The 22,461-nt window shown below is 48.1% G+C and carries 18 protein-coding genes; 17 read left to right on the top strand and 1 reads right to left on the bottom strand.

Annotated features, from left to right (window positions below; all coding sequences use genetic code 11):
• Positions 1–37 precede the first annotated feature (37 nt).
• From BKE30_RS07155 to BKE30_RS07075, 17 genes are all read left to right on the top strand, one after another.
• Positions 38–979 (top strand): pirin family protein, encoded by a 942-nt coding sequence (locus tag BKE30_RS07155; RefSeq protein ID WP_076877924.1) that lies wholly within the window; start codon positions 38–40, stop codon positions 977–979.
• A gap of 98 nt (positions 980–1,077) precedes the next feature.
• Positions 1,078–1,635: a hemerythrin domain-containing protein gene (locus BKE30_RS07150; protein WP_076877923.1), complete on the top strand. Its 558-nt coding sequence runs from the start codon at positions 1,078–1,080 to the stop codon at positions 1,633–1,635.
• Positions 1,636–1,775: 140 nt separating this feature from the next.
• Entirely contained in the window at positions 1,776–2,090 is a 315-nt protein-coding gene (locus tag BKE30_RS07145; RefSeq protein WP_076877922.1) for a GNAT family N-acetyltransferase, read from the top strand.
• Between the two features lie 417 nt (positions 2,091–2,507).
• Positions 2,508–3,539: a DUF1852 domain-containing protein gene (locus BKE30_RS07140; protein ID WP_076877921.1), complete on the top strand. Its 1,032-nt coding sequence runs from the start codon at positions 2,508–2,510 to the stop codon at positions 3,537–3,539.
• 23 nt (positions 3,540–3,562) lie between these two features.
• On the top strand, positions 3,563–4,606 hold the full coding sequence (locus BKE30_RS07135) for a methionine synthase (RefSeq protein ID WP_076877920.1): 1,044 nt from the start codon (positions 3,563–3,565) through the stop codon (positions 4,604–4,606).
• A 263-nt stretch (positions 4,607–4,869) separates the two neighbouring features.
• Positions 4,870–5,361 (top strand): flavin reductase family protein, encoded by a 492-nt coding sequence (locus BKE30_RS07130; protein WP_076877919.1) that lies wholly within the window; start codon positions 4,870–4,872, stop codon positions 5,359–5,361.
• A gap of 46 nt (positions 5,362–5,407) precedes the next feature.
• Positions 5,408–6,208 carry a sulfite exporter TauE/SafE family protein gene (locus tag BKE30_RS07125; RefSeq protein ID WP_076877918.1) on the top strand — a complete coding sequence of 267 codons (801 nt, stop codon included), beginning with the start codon at positions 5,408–5,410 and terminating at the stop codon, positions 6,206–6,208.
• Positions 6,209–6,979: 771 nt separating this feature from the next.
• Positions 6,980–8,362 carry a diaminobutyrate--2-oxoglutarate transaminase gene (locus BKE30_RS07120; RefSeq protein WP_076877917.1) on the top strand — a complete coding sequence of 461 codons (1,383 nt, stop codon included), beginning with the start codon at positions 6,980–6,982 and terminating at the stop codon, positions 8,360–8,362.
• Positions 8,362–9,969, top strand: coding sequence for a pyridoxal phosphate-dependent decarboxylase family protein (locus BKE30_RS07115; protein WP_083698476.1), 1,608 nt, complete (start codon positions 8,362–8,364; stop codon positions 9,967–9,969). Before BKE30_RS07120 ends, BKE30_RS07115 begins: the two co-directional genes overlap by 1 nt.
• Positions 9,966–11,780 (top strand): IucA/IucC family protein, encoded by a 1,815-nt coding sequence (locus BKE30_RS07110; protein ID WP_076877916.1) that lies wholly within the window; start codon positions 9,966–9,968, stop codon positions 11,778–11,780. Before BKE30_RS07115 ends, BKE30_RS07110 begins: the two co-directional genes overlap by 4 nt.
• Positions 11,773–13,077, top strand: a complete 1,305-nt coding sequence (locus BKE30_RS07105) for a lysine N(6)-hydroxylase/L-ornithine N(5)-oxygenase family protein (protein ID WP_076877915.1) — start codon at positions 11,773–11,775, stop codon at positions 13,075–13,077. The genes BKE30_RS07110 and BKE30_RS07105 overlap by 8 nt, the downstream gene beginning before the upstream one ends.
• Positions 13,061–14,377, top strand: coding sequence for an MFS transporter (locus BKE30_RS07100; RefSeq protein ID WP_076877914.1), 1,317 nt, complete (start codon positions 13,061–13,063; stop codon positions 14,375–14,377). Before BKE30_RS07105 ends, BKE30_RS07100 begins: the two co-directional genes overlap by 17 nt.
• On the top strand, positions 14,352–16,265 hold the full coding sequence (locus tag BKE30_RS07095) for an IucA/IucC family protein (protein ID WP_076877913.1): 1,914 nt from the start codon (positions 14,352–14,354) through the stop codon (positions 16,263–16,265). The genes BKE30_RS07100 and BKE30_RS07095 overlap by 26 nt, the downstream gene beginning before the upstream one ends.
• Positions 16,266–16,322: 57 nt before the next feature.
• The gene (locus BKE30_RS07090) at positions 16,323–16,949 is read left to right on the top strand and encodes a GNAT family N-acetyltransferase (protein ID WP_076877912.1); all 627 of its coding nucleotides are present in this window, start codon (positions 16,323–16,325) and stop codon (positions 16,947–16,949) included.
• Positions 16,950–17,026: 77 nt separating this feature from the next.
• Positions 17,027–17,395: a hypothetical protein gene (locus BKE30_RS07085; RefSeq protein WP_076877911.1), complete on the top strand. Its 369-nt coding sequence runs from the start codon at positions 17,027–17,029 to the stop codon at positions 17,393–17,395.
• Positions 17,392–18,687: an MFS transporter gene (locus tag BKE30_RS07080; protein WP_076877910.1), complete on the top strand. Its 1,296-nt coding sequence runs from the start codon at positions 17,392–17,394 to the stop codon at positions 18,685–18,687. Before BKE30_RS07085 ends, BKE30_RS07080 begins: the two co-directional genes overlap by 4 nt.
• 10 nt (positions 18,688–18,697) lie before the next feature.
• Complete coding sequence (locus BKE30_RS07075) at positions 18,698–21,016, top strand: TonB-dependent receptor (RefSeq protein ID WP_143253677.1); 2,319 nt, start codon at positions 18,698–18,700, stop codon at positions 21,014–21,016.
• Positions 21,017–21,354: 338 nt separating this feature from the next.
• Here the strand turns inward: BKE30_RS07075 and BKE30_RS07070 are convergent, their stop codons facing one another.
• Positions 21,355–22,137: a hypothetical protein gene (locus BKE30_RS07070; protein WP_143253676.1), complete on the bottom strand. Its 783-nt coding sequence runs from the start codon at positions 22,135–22,137 to the stop codon at positions 21,355–21,357.
• Positions 22,138–22,461 lie beyond the last annotated feature (324 nt).

Genomic DNA, 22,461 nt, shown 5'->3' with positions numbered 1-22,461 from the left:
ACAAACTGCCAAGTCCAATTTGGTTCAGGAGAAGAAAATGAATAATTATCCTCAGCAGTATTATCGTCAAATCCAGAATATTTATACTGCGCCCCGTCCACACTGGGTCGGTAATGGCTTTCTGGTTAATCCCATGTTTAGCCACATGGCTGGTGACAAACGCACCGATCCGTTTTTAATGCTTGATTATGCAGCACCGCATACTTATCAGCCCAATCACAGCGCACCCCGTGGTGTGGGGCAACATCCGCATAAAGGCTTTGAAACGGTAACCATAGCGTATCAGGGCGAAGTGGCGCATCGTGATTCGTCCGGTGGTGGCGGGGTAATTAAAACCGGAGATGTGCAATGGATGACCGCAGGTAGTGGCGTGCTGCATGAAGAATTTCATTCCCCTGAATTTAGCGAAGCTGGCGGTGCTTTTGAAATGGTCCAGTTGTGGGTCAATTTACCTGCCAAAGACAAAGGTGTTGCTGCCCGTTATCAGCATCTGGTGAATGAACATATTCCTGTGGTGACCTTGCAGGATGACCATGGTGACACAGGTGGTATGGCCCGGTTAATTGCAGGTGAGTTTATCGGCCAGACTGAAAGCATGAAAGGATTAGGGATGACTTTTACGCCTATTAACCTGTGGGATATTGAAATTACTGCCGACAAAGCAGTTACGCTGAATATTCCAAAAACGCATAACCTGCTGCTTTTGGTGATGCGTGGCAACGTGGTGATCAATAGTGATGACAGCCAGAAAGTTGGTGAAAAGCAATTGATTACTTTTGCCAAAGAGTCGGGTGAAGCCGGAGTAGACCTGTTGCGTTTGCTGGCTGTTGATCATGATGCCAAAGTGCTGCTGATGAGTGGCGAGCCGATTAATGAACCGGTAGTCGGTTATGGCCCATTTGTGATGAACAGTGATGCTGAAATCCGGCAGGCTATTCTGGATTTCAATGCCGGTAAATTTGGTTCAATGCAGGCCTGAACGGTGAGCAGGTTAAACCCACAAGTATAAGAGGGCTGGGCTTAGGCTCAGCTTTTTTACCGCATAATCCGTATCCAGTAAATCAGGAGTAAATGTTGATGAGCACCAATATCCCAGCCCTGCATCTACCGCGCCATGCCGACAGCTTATTAAGCGCAGAATGGCTGTTTTTGCATGATCATTTACCACCGGATGACTGGTTTAACCCGGATTATGCTTATAAAACCTCAACGTGGCTGGCCATGCATTCCCGTATTCAGCAGCGGCAAGGCAGACTGCAACAAACCAGTAACGCCTATCAGGACAACCGGCTGGACTGGGCGAACTATAAGTCGCAAACCTTGCGTCAGCTTTCCAGCCATATTGACCATTTGCATGGTCATCACAGTATTGAGGACGGCCAGTATTTTCCGCGCTTTGTAAGGAATTATCCGAGGCTGACCGCAGGGTTTGCCATTCTGGACAATGACCATCACACCTTAAATGCTGCCTTGCATGATCTGCAACAAAGCGGTAGGGCATTGTATCGCGCCACACTGGAAGACCAGCGGCTTGCTGATACCCTGCATCAGCAACTTGGTCAGGTTGGCACATTGCTGTCCCGTCATTTAAGTGATGAAGAGGATCTGGTGATTCCAATACTGGGATTAAACTAGGTTGTGTAAGCCGGGTTTTAAATGTATTTAAGCCTGTGCAAAGGATTCACTAATTTTTACTGTGATGAGTTTTACAGGCTTGTACATTATCACTGGTAAAGCAATATTCGCACTGGACAATATTAAGACTGGAGAACGCCATGAATTATGACGTAATTAATAATGAAGAAAACAAGCGTTTTGAAATTCATACTGAGGGAAAGATAGCACTGGGAGGGTATGATTATTTTACCACCGCTCAGGGTGATCAAGGCATTGCCTACCTGCATACCGAAGTCCCGCCTGAGCTGGGCGGACGCGGTATTGCGACCTATTTGGTCAAATATATGCTGGACTATGCTAAACAGCAGGGTTTAAAAGTAAAGCCTGCCTGTTCATTTGTTAAAGCGTATATCGACAAACATCCCGAATACCAAGCCAATTCGGTGTATCACCAGTCCGGCTCTGCCCAATAAACTATTCAGGGGTTCCAGAAGGTGAAGCACAAAGTACAGTGTGATCACTTGCCAGAATAGGAAAAATACGGCGTTCTGTTCGGTTAGCCTTAAAATTCCATATTGAATTACAGACCCGTGCCACCAGTTTTTGAAAACATTGGTATTTGGCGGCTGAGGTTTATTTTACTATTCCATTTGCTTATGCCTGCATGCAAAACCATCTCCTAAATGTTTATTTTCAAGCATTTTATATCAATTTAACCAACTTGAAATATTAACCAAGGTGTAGCCAAATTTTGTGGTTTTTCTACCTAATAACCACAACAATACTTATTAAAGTGAATTTTTCTCATGTTTTTTCCAAAAAAGATCATTTTTGTTCATGTTGTGATTGGGGTATAAATTACCCTATAGAAATTAGGGTAGTAAATCACCATGAGTAAAGAGTTTACATTTACGATTAAGCGCATTCGTTTCGATGAAAACTACCGTCCCTCAGACAATACGCGCATCACAACCAACTTTGCGAATTTGGCGAGAGGAGAGAGCCGCCAAGAGAACCTGCGCAACACTTTACAAATGATTAATAATCGTTTTAATGATTTGGCGCATTGGGATAACCCTACAGCAGATCGTTATTCTGTCGAACTTGAAATCATTTCGGTTGATATTGATGTTGAAGGCAATGGAAAGACCTTCCCGACCATTGAAATATTGAAAACAAATATTGTTGATCACAAAACAAATAAGCGCATTGAAGGCATTGTGGGGAATAATTTTTCCTCTTATGTGCGGGATTATGATTTTAGCGTCTTACTGCTGGAACATAATAAGAATCAAGCTGAATTTAGCCTTCCGGAAAACTATGGCGCGCTGCACGGAAAAATCTTTAAATCTTTTGTAAATTCAAATACGTTTAAAAATAATTTCAATAAACCGCCTGTGATCTGTCTGAGTGTCTCAAGTAGCAAGACCTATTACCGGACGGCAAATCAGCATCCTGTCCTGGGGGTTGAATATCAGCAAGATGATTATTCCTTAACGGATGAATATTTCGAAAAAATGGGTTTGCAGGTTCGCTATTTTATGCCGCCAAACAGTGTTGCTCCTTTGGCATTTTATTTCTGTGGTGATTTGCTGAGTGATTACACTGACCTTGAACTGATCGGCACTATCAGCACCATGGAAACCTTCCAGAAGATTTATCGCCCTGAGATTTACAATGCGAATTCTACAGCCGGCAAATGTTATCAACCCAGTTTGAAACATCAGGATTACTCACTTACGCGTATTGTGTATGACCGTGAAGAGCGTAGCCAATTGGCAATTCAGCAAGGAAAATTTACTGAAGAGCACTTCATCAAGCCGTACCAGCATATTCTTGAGCAATGGGCTGAGGGCGAAGGCTACTTTGATAAAAACTACCCTGATAAAAACCACACTGATAAAAGCTACGCTGCTGTGTAATCCAATATAGAAGATCGCTGATTATGAAAAACTCATTTAAAAATAAATTATTACCCACTTCAACTGCTGGCAGCTTACCCAAACCGTCATGGCTTGCAGAGCCTGAGACACTCTGGTCACCCTGGAAATTACAGGATGAGCAACTGATTGAAGGCAAGCAGGATGCTTTACGGGTGTCATTGCATGAACAACAGCTTGCAGGGATTGATATTGTCAGTGATGGCGAGCAAACACGCCAACATTTTGTCACCACGTTTATTGAGCACCTTAATGGCGTTGATTTCTCGAAGCGTGAAACAGTTAGAATTCGCAATCGCTATGATGCCAGTGTACCCACAGTGGTTGGTGCGGTATCGCGCCAAAAGCCTGTCTTTGTTGAAGATGCCAGGTTCTTACGGCAGCAAACCGATCAACCGATTAAATGGGCGCTGCCCGGCCCGATGACCATGATTGATACGCTTTATGATGCCCATTATAAAAGCCGTGAAAAACTAGCATGGGAATTTGCCAAAATCCTCAATCAGGAAGCCAAAGAATTAGAGGCTGCGGGGGTTGATATCATTCAATTTGATGAGCCTGCCTTTAATGTATTTTTTGATGAAGTGAATGAGTGGGGAATTGCCACCCTTGAGCGCGCAATTGAAGGGCTGAAATGTGAAACGGCTGTCCACATCTGCTATGGCTATGGCATCAAAGCCAATACCGACTGGAAAAAAACGCTGGGTTCGGAGTGGCGGCAATATGAAGAAGCATTTCCAAAATTGCAACAATCCAGTATCGATATCATCTCACTGGAATGTCATAACTCGCATGTTCCGATGGATTTACTGGAGCTTATTCGCGGTAAAAAAGTGATGGTCGGGGCGATTGATGTGGCCACCAATACCATTGAAACACCGGAGGAAGTTGCCAGTACGCTTAGAGCCGCCCTTCAGTTTGTCGATGCTGACAAGCTGTATCCCTGTACCAACTGTGGCATGACGCCTTTATCGCGTGAAGTTGCAAGAGGCAAGCTCAAGGCGCTAAGTGCAGGTGCGGAAATCATTCGAAAAGAACTCTCAAGGTAGTGCTGACCGCTAGAGTGCTGGGTAAAGGCTTAGCTGTTTTGGGTTTGATGGAATATTCATGATCCAAACGCTAATCCTTAGCTTAATTTGGAGGAAGTGTCGTTCTACGCGGCACTCATTCAGATTGTGCCTATAGGACAAACCCGCGTGATGCCAAAAAACATGATGACAAAACCACCTGATGATAAAACCGTGTGAAACAAACCGACATGGTATCGCTCAATTTAAGGCAAAAAGGTACGGTTCAATTTTGGAATAAAGTGATGATTGAAGTAACAGACTTTAGAAATGCAATGTCTTTGTTAACCGGTGCAGTCAATGTCATTACCACGGCAGGGGTGTCTGGTCGTCATGGATTCACTGCATCTGCAGTATGTGGAGTCTCTGATACGCCTGCAACTTTATTGGTCTGTATGAATAAAGCTTCTCGCTCACATGTTCATTTTATCGAAAATAAAATTTTAACCGTAAATGTTTTAGGGGCACATCATCAGCATCTTTCCCACGTATTTTCATCCAAGATGAGTTCAGAGGAGCGGTTTGAACATGGAAGCTGGACAGCATTAAAAACGGGTACGCCCGTTTTAGAGGATGCTTTGGTGAGTTTTGATTGTCAGATTGAGCAAATTCAGGAAGTTGGAACGCACACTATTTTTATCTGTCGTATTGTCGCTATTCAACAAAGCCAACATGATCAAGGTCTGGTCTATTTTAATCGTGGCTATCATCAGGTAGGGCAGGCGAAAACTGCTTAACCGCACTGGTTATTTCATTTAAAACTCTTAAGCAAGTAAATATATCGTGGAATTAATTATTTTTTTAGCAATAGGCGCATTAGCGGGATTTGCTGCTGGTCTCTTTGGTGTGGGGGGTGGACTGATCATTGTACCACTTCTGTATGTGGTCTTTACGCAAATGGGCTACGATCCTGAAGTGGTGATGCATATGGCTTTGGGAACTTCATTAGCGACCATTATTGTAACTTCCATAAGTTCATTGATGGCTCACCATAAAAATGGTGCAGTCATTTGGTCGGTATTCAAAAATCTGTCGCCGGGGTTAGTGATAGGGTCCTTTTTGGGAGCAGGTATTGCAGGCCTGCTTTCTGGGACAAATTTACAGCTGATCATTGGCGTCTTTGTGATCTGGGTTGCCTATCAGATGTTTGTTGGCGCAAAAAAGCTGGTAGATCAGCGTAAGGTACTGCCATCACCCCCTAAACAATTATTTGCAGGGACGGGGATAGGCGTTGCATCAGCAATTTTTGGCATTGGCGGTGGGAGTTTAACGGTACCTTATTTAAATCATTATGGCGTGGTCATGCAAAAAGCGGTGGGAACATCAGCGGCATGTGGTTTACCGATTGCCGTTGCTGGTGCTTTAGGTTTTATGTTTTTTGGCATGAAAGAGCAAGTAAACCTTTCCAATACTATTGGCTTTGTACATATTTATGCATTTTTAGGAATTAGCCTAATGAGCTTTTTTACCGCAAAGTTAGGTGCTAAAGCGGCACATTCATTATCGCCACAAATGCTGAAAAAATGTTTTGCCTTGTTATTGTTTTTGGTGGGGTGTTTTTTCTTTTTTAAGGGATTGCGTTGAGCTATTGCCAACGCATAACAGACTGCCAGTTTAAAAAGATGGAGCTTTCTAAGGCCATGCCTGATTTGGCATTACGTGTGCTGCTTATTTTGGAGCTGTTTTAGTTTTAATTTTGATTGCCATGAGGCTATGACACTGTTTCGCTACAACAGTACTGAGAATATGGTTTAAGTCCACAGGCCATCAAAACCAGTATAACTAAAGCCTCCACAGTACCGGGTGTTTTTGCCTGTGGAGATGCAGCACGATTTGGTGGCTCAGTACCTTTGGCAGTAGGGGGATGGAGCCATTGCTGGTACTGCAGCACACCAGTCACTCATTTTCGGGCTTTAAGCAAAGTTTATATACAAAGTAGATGATAGAAGCTGGCTGCATTTATCTCAATATTTTCAAAGCTGGCAAGGATTTCAGGCTAGGCTAATGCAGGTAGCCATGATCAAGCTGATAATTGAACTGACCTTTTTATTTGAAAAAGCTCAAAAATTATTCACTTGATCAGGCCTGATACGCCGAAAGGGCAAAGATAGCTGCATATCTCATTTAGGAGGAAGAAGTTACACTCAGCGCTTACCAGTGGCATATGTAAACAACCTGATAGATTTAATAAAACTAATATGGAAATAAAAGCAATAAGTAATGCAAAAGAACTTTTTTGCTTAAAATACGATACCACTATCTTGATAAAAAACCTGTTTTTGTTAGACAAAATAAAATAATAAATATAATATAAATGCTAATAATTATCATTAATAATAAACAACTGGAGTAATAATGACAGCTCAAGCGTTTTTAGGTGCAGCCACCAAGACTTATAACAATGATTACTGGCTGGAGCGGCAAGCCCAGTTTGAATCCAGCGTGCGCAGTTATCCGCGTAAGTTGCCACTGGCTATAACCAGCGCACAAGGTTGCTGGGTAACTGATGCCAATGGCAAGCGTTATCTTGACTGTCTGGCGGGTGCCGGAACACTGGCTTTAGGTCATAATCATCCGCAGATTATTGAAGCCATTCAGCAGGTATTGCAGCAGGGCTTGCCACTGCATACCCTTGATCTCACCACACCCCTTAAAGATGAATTCAGCGAAAGCCTACTCTTTTTTTTAGCTAATAATGTTAATGATTATTGTTTACAGTTCTGTGGCCCTTCGGGTGCTGATGCAGTTGAGGCCGCTTTAAAGTTGGCCAAAACGGTGACTGGACGACGGCATATTATTAGTTTTTCCGGGGGTTATCATGGCATGACGCATGGTGCCTTGGCGGTAACGGGCAATCTGGCACCCAAGCAGCAGGTGAGTGGTCTGATGCCCGATGTGCAATTTATGCCGTACCCGCATAGTTATCGCTGTCCGCTAGGTCTGGGTGGGGAGCAGGGCAGTACCGCATTGAGCCATTATTTTGAACGCTTTATTGAGGATGTTGAAAGCGGGGTGTGCTTGCCTGCGGCGGTTATTCTGGAGGCAGTTCAAGGGGAAGGCGGTGTCAATATTGCGCCCACAGCGTGGCTACAAAAAATTCGTGAGGTGACTCAGCGGCATGGCATTTTATTGATCATCGATGAGGTGCAGGCAGGCTTTGGTCGCACCGGTAAACGTTTTGCTTTCCAGCATGCGGGCATTGAGCCGGATATTGTGGTGATGTCCAAGGCCATTGGCGGCGGTTTACCGCTAGCGTTACTGGCGATCCGGCGTGAGTTTGATCAATGGCAGGCGGGCGCGCATACCGGCACGTTTCGCGGTAATCAGCTAGCGATGGCGACTGGGCTTGCAACTTTAAATTATCTCAGCCAGCCCGATGCGCTAATACAGGTACAGCAGCGGGGTGCTGAGCTGATGCAGCAATTTACTGCGCTGCAAAGCCAGTTTGCTTGTCTGGGTCAGGTGCGTGGACTGGGCTTGATGCTGGGTATTGAGATTGTTGATGAACGTCTGCCAGCCGATCATTTGGGGTCTTATCCGGCTGATGCGGCACTGGCCGTCGCCATTCAGCAGCATTGTTTTGAGCAGGGTTTGTTGCTGGAGCGTGGTGGACGCGGTGGAACGGTGATACGCTTTTTGCCACCACTGATTATTTCACCCGCTGAGTGTGAGCAGGTGGTCTATCGGTTCCGGTTGGCATTACAGGCTGCTTTGCTTGAGTTGCGAGGGCTAAAGTAATGAATAGTCAGTTGATTAAAAATAGCCTGCTAGAAAATGGCACGCTTACAACATCCAGCGAGATTCAGAAAGATCAGCTTCATAGCAATCCAGCCCTAAATTATGTCCTGTGTGACAGTGATAGCTCGCGGCAGCAGTATCAGCAGCAGATGACACTGGCCGCACAGGGTGTTGAGCGGTGGCTATCAGACCCAGCCCTGTATTCCGGTCTGGATGTGGCTTCACTCGCGCGAGCCATTAATCTCAATATTGCTGACGAACCACAGCCTGCTGAACAGGTGATTGAGCAGGCGCTGAGGCAGTATCTCGACCATAGCCTTAAGGTACATCATCCGCATTGTGTGGCGCATTTGCATTGCCCCACTTTAATTATCAGCCAGACCGCCGAACTGCTGATGAATGCCAGTAATCAGAGCATGGATTCATGGGATCAAAGCCCGGCGGCCACCGTGATTGAAATGAAGCTGATCGCGTGGTTGCGTGAGCTGGTGGGCTATAGCACGGGGGATGCTGGGGTGTTTACCAGTGGGGGCACGCAAAGCAATTTGATGGGTTTGCTACTGGCGCGTGATGCGGTGGTGCAGCGGGTATGGGGCATCGATGTGCGTACTCAGGGTTTGCCGCCTGATGCCCAGCGCCTGCGGGTGATTTGTTCCAGTCAGGCGCATTTTTCAGTACAAAAAAATATGGCACTGCTGGGGCTGGGTTATCAGTCTGTGGTGGCAATTGCCTGTAATGCACAGGGGCAGATGGACACCCAAGTCCTGCAACAAACCATTGCCCAGTTGCAGCAGGATGGCTGTGTGATTGCTGCGATTGTGGCCACCGCTGGCACCACTGACATTGGGGCGATTGATCCACTCCAGCCGATTGCAGACATTGCTAAGCAGCAGGCGATCTGGCTGCATGTGGATGCGGCATGGGGCGGCGCACTATTACTGTCAAACCAGTATCGCCACTGGCTGAATGGGATGGCACAGGCTGATTCGATTACGCTGGATTTTCATAAACATTTTTTTCAGCCGATTAGTTGTGGGGCGTTTTTGCTGAAAGACCCCGCGCATTTTGGCCTAATGCATTATCAGGCGGACTATCTCAATTCAGCGTTTGATGAGATGCAGGGCGTGCCTAATCTGGTGGCCAGATCGCTACAAACGACGCGGCGTTTTGATGCACTGAAACTATGGATGAGCCTGCAACATCTGGGCACCGCTCAGTTTGGTGCGCTGGTGGAACGTGGCATTGAGCTGGCGCAGCAAGTCGCAGCCAAAATTGCAGACGATGCCCAATTGCAACTGATGATTGAGCCGCAACTATCCAGTGTGTTGTTCCGTTTAAATAATCCAACTGACGTTCTGAGCTTAACACCTGCCAATCTGGATTTGTTAAACCAGCAAGTGGCCGATCATTTGCTGTACAGCGGACAGGCGAATGTTGGGGTGACTCGTTTTCAGGGACAAACCTGCCTAAAGCTGACTATTTTAAATCCGGTCATTACCTTGCCAGATCTGGAAAAATTGCTGGTATTGGTTAAACAGCAGGCTGCGGTGCTGATTCAAAAAATAAAAACACTGGAAACGGTCAGTCAGCGGGAGAGTTTGTCATGAAGCAGCATGCCAACCGTTTGGCGTTACAGCATCTGATTAATGCCTATGCGCAGGAAACAGGCCGCGGTCATATTGTACTGCCAACCCAGCAAAATCCTTCGCAACAAAAAATGAGTCAGAACAAACCGTTATTGTGGTTTAGCCTGCATCCCTTAAGCCTGACTATGGCCGTGCCACTGGATTATGTGAGCCAGTTGGGTCGGCACCGGATTGGGGCTGAACCGTGGCTGTGGCAGGATGGCAAATGGCGGCAACTGAGCGCGGTGCTGGCGGCCAACCTGCTACTGGAAGACATTGTTCAAAGCAGTAACGTGCAGAGTAGCAGTGACCAAAGTAGCGCGCGACCAATTGACGCGGCCAGTGTGCTGGAGCGCTGGGTACAAAGTCGTGATGCAGTGCATTGTTTTTTGCAACAGCGGGCGCAAGCGCTGGATGAATTAGTGGCACCTAGGCAGAGTTTTATTTTTAGTGAACAGGCTTTGCTGGCGGGTCATGCCATGCACCCTACGCCCAAGAGTCGTCAGGGTTTTATGCATGAAGAATTTGCCCAGTATTCACCTGAAACCCAAGGCCAGTGCCAACTGCATTTCTGGCTGGTTGCACCGGACTATATCGTCGAAGGCAGCGCCGAGGATACGATGCCTACGCTCAGCTTGCGGCAGCTTTTACAACCCTTGGCTACAGCGCGCCAGCAAACACTCATGCAAGACCATCCGCACTGGAAATTATTGCCTTTGCATCCGTGGCAGGCACGCTATTTAAGCGGCAAAGGCTGGTGGCATCAACTGCGCGATGACGGGCAACTGCACGATCTGGGACGCATGGGCTGGACATTATCACCGACTACATCCATCCGTACACTGGCTGCTACCGATGTCCCGTGGATGTTTAAGCCGTCACTGTCGGTTGCGATTACCAATTCAATTCGGGTCAATCAGGCGCATGAATGCCTACGCGGTGAAACGGGTTGCCGCCTGTGGCGCAGTGAGTTTGGCCAGCAATTGCAGCAGGATTATCCGACCTTGGCGGCCATTAATGATCCGGCTTGGATTGCCTTGCGCTGGCAGGATGAGGTGGTCAATGAGACCATTTGCATTTTGCGCGACAATCCCTTTGATGCAGAGGCACAGGTCAGTTGTATGGCGAGCCTGTGTCAGGATCATCCTACCCAGCCGGAAAACCGTTTGCAGCATATTATTACGGCACTGGCTGAACAGGAACAACGATCTACCGCAGATATCGCCGCAGACTGGTTTGCGCGCTTCCTGCAAGTAGCGGTAGAACCCATGCTGGGCGTGTATATGCGCTTTGGTATGGCGTTTGAGGCGCATCAGCAAAACACCCTGTTGGCGCTGGATCAATTATGGCCAGCCAAATTCTGGCTACGTGATAATCAGGGCTTTTACTATATTGAAGAATATGCCCAGCAGATTATTGCACTATTTCCGGTATTGGCCACTGATGCGCAATCGGTGGGGCCAAAGTCATTTGTCGATGAACGGGTGCTGTATTACCTGTTTGGCAATACTATTTTTGGCCTAATTAATGCGCTGGGTGCCACCGGATTTATTACAGAAAAAACCCTGCTGGTGCAACTACAACGCACCTTACAAGCCTTACTGGTACAGCATCCGCATAGCACTTTGTTGCACACGTTGTTGCATGCCGACACACTGCCCTATAAAGGTAATTTGCTCACCCGTTTGCATGAACTGGATGAACTGCTGGCGCCGCTGGAATTTCAGTCGGTGTATGTGACCATTAACAATCCGCTCAAGGTCGGCGCACAGCAGGAGCAGATTTATGCTTGATATGATTGCTATTGGTTTGGGGCCATTTAACTTAAGTCTGGCGGCGCTGCTGCATCCGTACCGAAATCAACTGGATTACTGTTTTTTTGAGCAAAAACCCACGTTTTCATGGCATGACGGCATGTTGCTACCGGGAACCACGCTACAGGTTCCGTTTATGGCTGATCTGGTCAGTATGGTTGACCCGACCAGTCCATTTAGTTTTTTAAATTATCTCAAGCAGCACGGTCGGCTATTCAAGTTTTATTTTCTGGAAAAAATACACATTCCGCGGCAGGAATATAATCATTATTGCCAGTGGGTGAGCCAGCAGCTAAGCCGTATTCAGTATCAAAGTCAGGTGATTGCGGTGTATCCCGTAAAGGATGGCTTTGCGGTTGAGGTGCAGCAGGCCGGGCAGCGGCAGACTTATCACACCCGCGCACTGGTACTGGGGACGGGAACGGTGCCGGGCATGCCGGAGTGCCTCAAAAACCTGATGCAGGATTATCCAGCGCAGTGTTTTCATTCTGCCGAGTTTATGCAAAAAGGCGCACAAATCCAGTCAGGTCGCGTAGTGGTGCTGGGTGCCGGACAGTCGGCGGCGGAGGTGTTCCAGTCGCTGTTTGCACGGCAACTGAATACCCAAGGGCAACCCCATTACCAGATTGATTGGCTGACCCGTGCTGCCGGATTTTTCCCCATGGAATATTCGGCACTGGGACTGGAGCATTTTACGCCGGATTACAGTCGCTATTTTTACCAGTTGCCGCAATCACTCAAGGATCAACTGGTACCCAATCAGGGACTGTTTTACAAAGGAATTAGCTTCGGCACTATTGGTGCAATTTATGAACAATTGTATCACCGCACCATTGCTGGCCAGCCGCAACACGTCACGTTATCGGGCTTAAGTGAGCTGGTGCAAGCCTCTCGACAGGGAAACCGCTTTGTACTGGAATTTGAGCATCGGCAACAAGGGCGCTGCTTTGAACTCAGCGCAGATTATATTGTCAGCGCCACCGGTTATCAGCATCGGTTGCCTGCTTTTATGCAGGGTCTGGATGAAGTGCTGCAACGGGATGCGCAACAGCGTTTGCAGATTAGTGCCGATTATGAAGTGACACATCAGGGGCAAGGGCGGATTTTTGTACAAAATGCCGAGTTGCATACGCATGGTATTGGCACGCCGGATCTGGGGCTAGGGGCATGGCGCGCGGCGACCATTATTAACCAGCTACTGGCGCAACCGGTATATGAACTGGTTGTGGATAATACCTTCCAGCAGTTTGGAGCCGCCTATGCAACGGCCGAGTAGCACTTCCTTATTGCTGTGTTGCGGCTTCCTGTTTGTATTTACTGAAACCGTATTATCGCCTTTTTATCCGCAGTTTTTTCAGCAGGTATTTGGCCGTACTGATTTGGCGTTAACTGGCAATTATGTGGCGACTTGTCGTCTGACCGTATTACTGGCCGCGCCATTATGGGGTTTGCTGGCGCGGCGGATTGATGCCATTAAACTATTGGTGATTGGTCAGAGTATTGCGGCACTGCTAACCGCTTGCTTGTCGTTAGCGTCTGATCTCACCGTATTTTTTGTATTAACCATTGCCTTGCTATTGTTTAAAAGCAGTTATTTTCTATTTTATAGCGCGCTGATTGAGTTGCAGGGCAAAGCGCAGCAGGCCAAAACAGTCGGGCAGGTGCAACTGGTGGTGCATCTGGCGCTGATTGCATCCACACTGGCCAGTGCCTGGGTATTGTCGTTTGAGCATCCGTTGCAATTGTTTTTGCTGGTTGCGGTGCTGGATGTGATTCAGGTGGGATTATGCGTGCTGGTATTACGTCAGCGCAAGACACCAGAATCGGGACAGTCTCTTGAGCCACAGTCACCTCAGCCAAAACCGTCATTCGATCAGACACAAGATTTGCAATCAGGCTTGCCAGTAGAACCACAACAGTCCAGCGCACCGACGATTGCTCAGGAGCCGCGTCCTGCTCCATCCATAGTACAAGGCTGGCCAGTCACCACGATTATGGGCTATGGCTTGCTGGTGTTGGCTTTTAGCATGGCGACCAATGCGGTGCGGCCTTATCTCACTGCCTATAGCATGAACGTGATGCAACTGGATCGTTTGCAATCGGCATGGTTGTACCTGTTGCCCTCCCTGATGGCCTTATGTGCCTATCCTTTACTGAAAAGCAGGCTGCTTCAGCAATCCGGCTTTATCCAGCGTTACGCGGTGCTGCTCACCTTACTGATACTGAGTTTGCTGGGGCAAGCGCTGGCCAGTCATATCAGTCTGCTGTTTTTATCCCGAATGCTGTTTGGGCTAAGCCTACTGCTGGCACAGGCGCAACTGGAGCTGTATTTGTTCCAGAACGCAGCGCACAGCCCGCACTGGTACTTTAGCCTTGCCAGCACCACCCAGCATGCCGGGCAGTTACTGGCACCACTTGCGGCTGCATTGGTGGTAGGGATTTATGGTCTGGTGGCACCTTTTTGGTTGGCCGCCGCTATTTTACTGATTTCATTTATTTTTATTTCAATAGGGCTTAATGCCCAGCACGTATCCACACGGAGTATTAAGCATGAGCGTGACATCATTACAAATTAACCAGCAACAGTGGCGACAAGCCGGCGCACGCCTGATCGAAATGGCGATTGCTGAGTTTTTATATGAAGAAATTATTCAGGCACAACAGATTGAGGTAAAACAGGTAGATGACGCTGTCGACAGTGCCACTGAACCAGCAGTCTGGCAGGTCAATCTGGGTGAACAACATTATCAGTTTCAGGGTTTTCAGTATCGTCTAGGGCACTGGTATGTGCAGCCGGGTTCGGTGCGCCAGTCTGACCCTTCAGCAGAACGCGTAGTTAAGTCACATATAGCCTCCGAGGAAAGTTTATCGGATTCTCAACCAGTGGAGCAAGCGACTAAACAGGCTGACCAAACCGCGTGGAACCTACATCAGTTTATTACTCATGTAGCCCGACAGGTCGAGGTCAAGCCGTTTACCTTGGCCTACCTGATTAAGGAAATGAACAATACGTGGCTAGCCGAAGCGCATTTGTTTGATCCTAAGCGACCCGATAGTAACGCCATTACCCATTTGCCTGCCGCTGCGGTGGAAGGGGTATTGCGTGGTCATCCGTGGCTGATTATGAGCAAAGGCCGCATGGGTTTTGGCTACCATGATTATTTGAGTTTTTCGCCAGAAATGCAGCCCAAGCTACAGTTGTTATGGGTGGCGGTACAGCGGCAACTGGCTGAGTATCGTCATATTGAAGGGCTGGATGAACCAATATTGTATGCGCAGGAGCTGGATGCACCGCAACTGCAACAGTTTAAGCAGCGCATTGCAGACACGGGCAATATGGCTGATGACTATATCCTGTTGCTGGTCCATCCGTGGCAGTGGCATCACTGGCTGGTCAGCACTTATGCGGGAGAAATCGCCAGCCAGCAGATTATTGAATTGGGGCTATCACAGGACTGGTATACGCCCATGCAGTCCATTCGCACCTTTAGCAATATCAGTCACCCCGAACGCCGCTATGTGAAATTGCCCTTAAGTATTTTTAATACCGCGGTTTATCGTGGGCTGCCCTCTGACCGCAACAAAGCTGCACCTGCGTTTACCCAGTGGCTAAAAACCACCTTTGCACAGGATCAGGTATGGCAACAAACTGGCCTGATTTTGCTGGGTGAGGATGCCACTGTGACAGTTGACCAGCCGTGTTTTGACCAGATTGATGGCGCGCCTTATCAGTTTAAAGAGCTGTTTGGCTGCCTGTGGCGTGAAAGTGTACATGGCTATTTGCAGGGTAGTGAGCAAGTGCTCAGTCAGGCGGCGCTGGTGCATCGTGATCTGGCAGGTCATTCGGTACTGGCAGCACTGGTACAACGTTCCGGCCTGCAACCCTTGGCTTGGCTCAGGCAGTTTGTGCAGGTGTGTATGACACCGCTGCTGTATGGTTTATACCGCTATGGATTGGTATTTTCACCGCATGGCGAAAATAGTTTGCTGATTCATGATAATGGCGTGCCGCAGCGCATGGTGATTAAGGACTTTATTGATGATGTCAACCTGATAGATGAAGACATTGCCGAACTAAAAAGTTTGCCGCCAGAAGCTGACCTGTTGCTACGTCATACGGCACAAGACCTGACGCACTTTATTTTTACGGGTCTGTTTATTGTGCATTATCGCTATATCAGCAGTATTTTTCTGCAAGACTTTAATCACACTGAGGCCGAGTTCTGGCAACAAGTGTCTGATGTAGCGCATGAATTTCACCAGCAGCATCCCGAATTGAACGAGCGCATTCAAAAATTTGACCTCTTTCGTCCCCAGTTTGAAAAAATCTGCCTGAATCGGGTACGCCTGTTTAGCCACGGTTATGCCGATGATGCTGAGCGCCCGTATCCCACCATTTTGCACCCCATGCCCAATCCCATCCATCCTGAGGTATTGGCCGCGTGGCAATCGGCCAGCGTCTAAATATTCCCAATTCTTTTAAAACCATTCAAACCAGACCAGACTATCAAGGAGCCAATCATGAGCACCGTTTCACGCCAATTACCGGATTATTATGAATATCAGGAAGACGGTACCATCTACCATCTCAAGCAGGTGCGCTATCCCGAACACATGCCGCTACTGCATCGCTGGATGCATGAGCCGCATGTAATTCCGCAGTGGCAACTCAACCTGCCGCTGGTTCCACTCAGTGTCTATTACGAAAAAATGCTGGCGGATGATCATCACCGACTGTATCTGGTGGGCATTAACGGGCAGGACATGGGCTATACCGAAATTTATGAGGGCGCGCGCGATCGTTTGGGACGTTACTATGATGGCGACCCTGATGATCTGGGCTGGCATTTGCTGTTTGGCGAAACATCCGCGTTTGGCAAAGGGCATTTACGTCCGGTGATTCGCATGTTGAGCTATTTTATTTTTGAACATTCCAATGCCAAAAAAATTGTTGGTGAACCGGATCACACCGTCAAACCTTATGCCGTGGTAGTGGCAGAGCTTTGTTATGAATTACAGCGGCTTATTCCTATGCCGGAAAAAACCGCCGCACTGTATTACTGCCATCGGGAAACCTTTTTGAATAAGTTTCCTAAAATACCACAACCTCAAGTGTCAGCCTCGGCTAGCGAGTCATCAATCGCATAAGGCTTGCTTGACTATTTTTTAACTTTAACTAGAATAGTGATAATTATTATCATTATTACTACAAGTTATTACATGTTATGACAATAGACGTAAAAGGCTGGCCGATTGTGCAAATGTGCTTTCGCGGGGTAATTACCCAGCCGCAATTTGAACACTGGCTGGCTACCTTAACTGACTGCATTGCGCGTAATGAGCCGTTTGCGGTGATTACTTTAAGTGAAGAACCACTCACATTGCCCGACGGTTATCGTCAGCTTGAAGCAGTCTGGTACAAGCAGTATAAGCAGCCGTTTGCCAGCGCTTGCAAAGGTCTGGCGCGGATTGCCAGCGATGATGCCCAGTTTGCCAAGCTCAATACCCCAGCGATGCACAAAGCCTGGGGCTGTCCTTATTTTGTCTGTCGTGATCTGGCCAGTGCCGAACGCTGGGCAGCGGAGCAACTATGACTGCTTTTAATTCCCGACAGGTCAGCCTGCTGGTGATCATGCTGTATCTGGCGCATGCGCTGCCGCTGTATTTTTTTAATGTGGCATTACCTGCCATTTTGCGCCAGCAAGGTGTGGATTTGCGCTGGATTGGCATGTTGTCCTTGCTGTATTTGCCGTGGGCGTTCAAGTTTTTCTGGGCACCGTTGGTGGATCGCTATTTTTTACCGCGTTTGGGGCGGCGACGTAGCTGGCTGATTTTTACCCAGTTGGCGGTGATTGCAGGCTTACTGGTGTTGGCTGGTATGCAGGTTGATTATGGGTTATGGCCATTTGTGTTGACCGCGCTGTGGATTTCGACCATGGCAGCCACGCAGGATATTGCGATTGATGGTTACGCGGTTGAGGTTTATCCGGCCACGCATTATAGCCTTGCCAGCACCATGCAAAGCGCGGGTATTGCGCTGGGCAGTATGCTGGGTGGTGCTGGAACCCTGTGGCTTTATCAACAATACAACTGGCAAGTGGCGTTACTGAGTTTAACGGCGCTGATTGCCATGACCACGCTATCGGTATTTTTCCTTAAAGAAACCCACGACAAAGAAATCCCTGACAAAGAAATCCCTGACAAAGAAAACCAGGACGGCCAGCAGTCGGGTGGGGCAGCAAGTAATAACCAGTTTCTTGAAAAATATAAACCCAGCCTGCGTCGGGTGTTTTCGCGGCCTGAAATTCGCCGCCTGCTATTGGTAATTGTGGTGTATCGGCTGGTGGAATCACCAGCGATGGCGATGCTCAACCCCATGCTGGTCGATGCCAAATGGTCGCTCACCCAGATTGGACTGTTGTTTTCGGTGGTGGGTGCGGCAGTGGGTCTGCTGGCCGCAGTTGCGGCGGGTTGGCTGGTCAAGCGGCAGGGCAGCATGCGCTGGTTACTGGGCGCGGGCTGGTTGCGTAGTGTGGTGTATAGCGGCGTGGCGATAGGGCTGCTGTCCGGCGCGATGGGTTTTTGGGGTTATGCCATTGCCGTGGTAAGTATTCTGGCAGTGCGCTATCTGGCCATGACCGCGTTGTATACCTATTTTATGGAGCATTGTTCCAAGCAGCAGGCGGGCACTGATTTTACCGTACTGGTGTGTTTTGAGTTGCTGGTCTTTTTCCTTGGTGCAGCGTTATCCGGTTTTATGGCCAAGGCGTTGGGGTACGGCAATCTGTTTGCCGTGTTGTCTGTTGTTTCTATCATTAGCGTCATCCTTAGCCACATGCTTATGCGTCCAGCCACGGTATCGACGATTCATCAAACAAATGTCTAAGGAGTACCAAATGCGTACCACGCATTTTAGTCTATCGCTATTGTTTCTGGCCATCAGCAGCCAAATCTATGCTGAAACACCAGCCACGAGGGTCAGCAGCCAAGCGGCGAATACTCAGCCAAGCAGCACCTTAAGTCCCATCGTCGTTACAGCTACCCGTAGTCCGACCAGCATTGCCGAGATTGCCGGAACCGTGCAGACCATTGCGCAGGTAGAAATTGTGCAACAGGCAGCAACAGGTAAAAAAGTAGCCGATATTCTGGCGCAACTGGTGCCTTCCTTGGGCGCTTCCAGCGGAACGATCAGTAACTACGGCCAGACCATGCGTGGCCGGCAGGTGCAAATCCTGATTGATGGCGTACCGCAAACCGGATCGCGTGATGTATCGCGCCAGCTCAACAGCATTAGTCCGGCGTTGATTGATCATATTGAAGTGGTATCAGGTGCCAGTAGTATTTATGGTTCTGGTGCAACCGGCGGGATTATTAATATCATTACCAAACGCGCTACCGAAGGCGAACCGCTGAGTTTTGAAAGCAAAGTCGGTCTGACCGCAGGCAACCGTTTTTCCAGTGATGCACTGGCTTATGAAGTCGCGCAAACCGCAGCATTTAGTCATGGCGCGCTGGATGGGTTTTTGGGTGCCAGCTTTACCCAGCGTGGCGAGCAGCAGGACAGTCGTGGCGAGCGAATTGCCCCTGAACCGGCACAGGCTGACCGTCAGGATACCCAGACGGTTGATATCAATGGCCGCCTTAATTTGCGTCTTAATGATCAACAGCGTATTAGCCTTGGCGCGCAATATTACAATGACGAGCAGGATAGCGATTATGCACCGGATTATGGGCCTAATCTGTCGGCCTTACTGGTGCGTGGTTATCAGCCCAGCCTAAAAGCTATCAAAGGCTTGCAACTGGACAAGCAACCACTGACCAGCCGTTATGCGATTAATGCCCAGTATCAAAATGACGATTTGCTGGGGCAGCAACTGACCACAGAGGCCTATTATCGGCATGAAAAAAGCCGGTTTTTCCCGTTTGTCACCGCCATTAATCTGGCACGTGCCCCATTAAGCGATGCGCAGAAACAGCAACTGGCGGCTCGTGGCTATGCGGTGCTGCAATCCGAGTCTGAGGTTGAGGTGGCTGGTGCGCGTGCTGCCTTGCAATCAAACCTGAATCTGGCTGATAAAACCCTTGAGCTGACTTACGGGGTGGATTACGAGCAGGAAACTGACAAGCAGCAGGCTGATAGTCATGACCTGACCCGTTTTATGTCCTCCAATGGCTTGCAGTATCAGTCATCTGGCAAAACTTATGGTTTTGGCCCCGATGTCGATATCAATAAACTGGGCGTATTTTTGCAATCCCGCTTACCATTGACCGATCAGCTAAGCGTACAGGCTGGAGTGCGGCATGAAAAAATCGACAGTGACAGCAAGCAGTACATTCCTACCAATGAGGCCATGCTGTCTGACCTGCTGGCTGCCTATCGGATAGCCTATCCCCCGTCCAGTGTAGCTGCGGGCAAGGTCAAGCACGATGCCACGCTGTTTAATCTGGGTGCAGTTTACGCGCTTAATGACGCGCAACAGGTATTTGCCAACTTCTCGCAGGGCTTTAGCTTGCCAGACGTGCAGCGTATGTTGCGCGATGTACAGCCGGGTTTTGTGGTTAATTCCGCTAATATTGAACCGATTAAGGTTAACAACTATGAACTGGGTTGGCGCATGCAAGGCACTGATGGCCTGAATCTGGGTTTAACTGGTTTTTATAATACTTCCGACAAAGTGACCCAGTTTAACCGTGACTTCAGTGTGACCGTGGCTGATACCGATGAGCGAGTGTATGGGGCTGAAGCCAATTTTAGTGTGCCGGTACTGAGCCAATTTAAGGCAGGCGGGACACTGGCCTATACCCGTGGTCAGTTCAAGGATGCAGCAGGGGCGTGGCGTGAACTAAATGCTTATCGGGTTTCGCCAGTCAAGGGCACCCTGTTTGGCGAATGGAATGATGACCACGATAATGGACTGCGGGTACAAATGCTGGCGATTGCGGGTTCTGACCGCGCCTATAATGATGCCCAGCAAGCGGCTTTTAGCAACACGGTAAGAGCTACACCAGCTTCCAAGATCAAAGGCTATGCCGTGATGGATGTGCTGGCGCATGCCAATGCCCTAGGCGGACGGATTGATTTTGGTGTTTATAATGTCTGGAATACCGAGTATCGCAGTGTTTACAGTCAGGAGGCTGCTGCTACCTATGGACTGATGTCGAGCATTCCTGCTGAAGGGCGGACTTATGGTTTAAGTTATACCGTTCGTTACTAGGACCCAAGTCTGGGACGTCAACCTGATTGCCGTGTACCATGACAGCGGTAATCAGGTTGCAGGTTTTGCAATCAGTAAATGGCAAAAAAACCAGCAGTAACCAAGCCAGCAGTACGGGTACAGAATTCAATTAACAGTAAGCTTCAATAGTCGATATTTTGGCTATATATCGCTGGTTCTGTGAATTTCGATTAACTCCAAATTCTTTTGCTACTTTTGGATAATACCTACAAAGCCTGCATGAACCTGATAAAAGCAATTATCCTGCCAAGGCAGAATGAGACTAAATTCAAGTTATACAGTATTTAAGCCAGCTGCTATTGATGCTTAAAAACCCATTAAAATTCTATTGACGTCCAGTACTGGTCGACGCCCTTGCCAAACCGGTAGCAGGTTTTTTGGGCTGGATAACAGGTAATATTTGCTGCTGGTGAATAGCTTTGCGCATTACTGTCCTGACGGTGAGAGTTACTGTCCTGATGTGAACTACACTGCTCATTGCCAACCTTGTTGAGGCTGTCAATCCGTCCATCATAAACGCTAATGGCCAGACAGTCCTGTCGGCTTTCATTCCACCACAGGTTTTGCTTGCTGGTATAGCGCGCATGGCCTTCAATATGACGATATCCATTACGGATTAGTACGTTTTCTGCCGAACTGCCTCGTGTTCCGGGCAGGTTTTTCACTTCATCCGGGGTTGCATGCTCACGTTCACGGCGCTCTTCTTTTTTCTCCTTGTCATGTTCATGCTTGGCAATGGCGGCAATTGCACCTATGGCAAGTGCAGCTCCCGCCACTTTGGCCGCAGTGCTGCCACTATTCGCAGTACCACAGTCATTTGGTGAGCTGGTGATGGCATCGTAACGGCCATCAAAGGTTGCAACCGTAATGCAGGTGCCTGTTGCAGGCTTGCGCCAGTATGACCAGTTGCGGTCATCCCCTTTTTGCGTGCGAACAAATTCGTAGCCCCGGGATTGCAGGGCAGACTCACCCGAGCTGGCACGCACGCCCACCAGATCACGCACATCGGCTGGTGTTTCTGCCAGGGCTACACCAGCACAAAAAATCCCCATGGATAACAGGGAACTCTGGAGTAATACACGGCTGTTCGATATTTGCATTTTAGGGTTTAGCATTTTGTGCTTACTCATTTGATTTTAATCAGTTGGTCATATTATTTCAGGCAGGGATTATTTCAGGTGGTTTCATTTAAAAAATTGAGCTGAAATTAATTCATCATACAGGACTGGATATTATTAAATAATACGATCTTTATCTTATATCACATCTATAAAAAAGCAGTTATAGTCAGTAGTTTGAATTATAGAGTCTATCCAGTCTAAATCTGTTTTAAGCCATAATATGGGTTTTATATTTAATGGTTTTAAAACTTCCTGTCCGGTTTCCTATAATTAAACTGAATAGTGTTAAACCAGTATTTTTAA

The sequence above is a fragment of the Alkanindiges hydrocarboniclasticus genome, assembly GCF_001982605.1.
GTDB classification, from domain to species: domain Bacteria; phylum Pseudomonadota; class Gammaproteobacteria; order Pseudomonadales; family Moraxellaceae; genus Alkanindiges; species Alkanindiges hydrocarboniclasticus.
The sequence above is the reverse complement of the archived record's forward strand: the minus strand, read 5'-3'. Positions and strand labels throughout refer to the sequence as shown.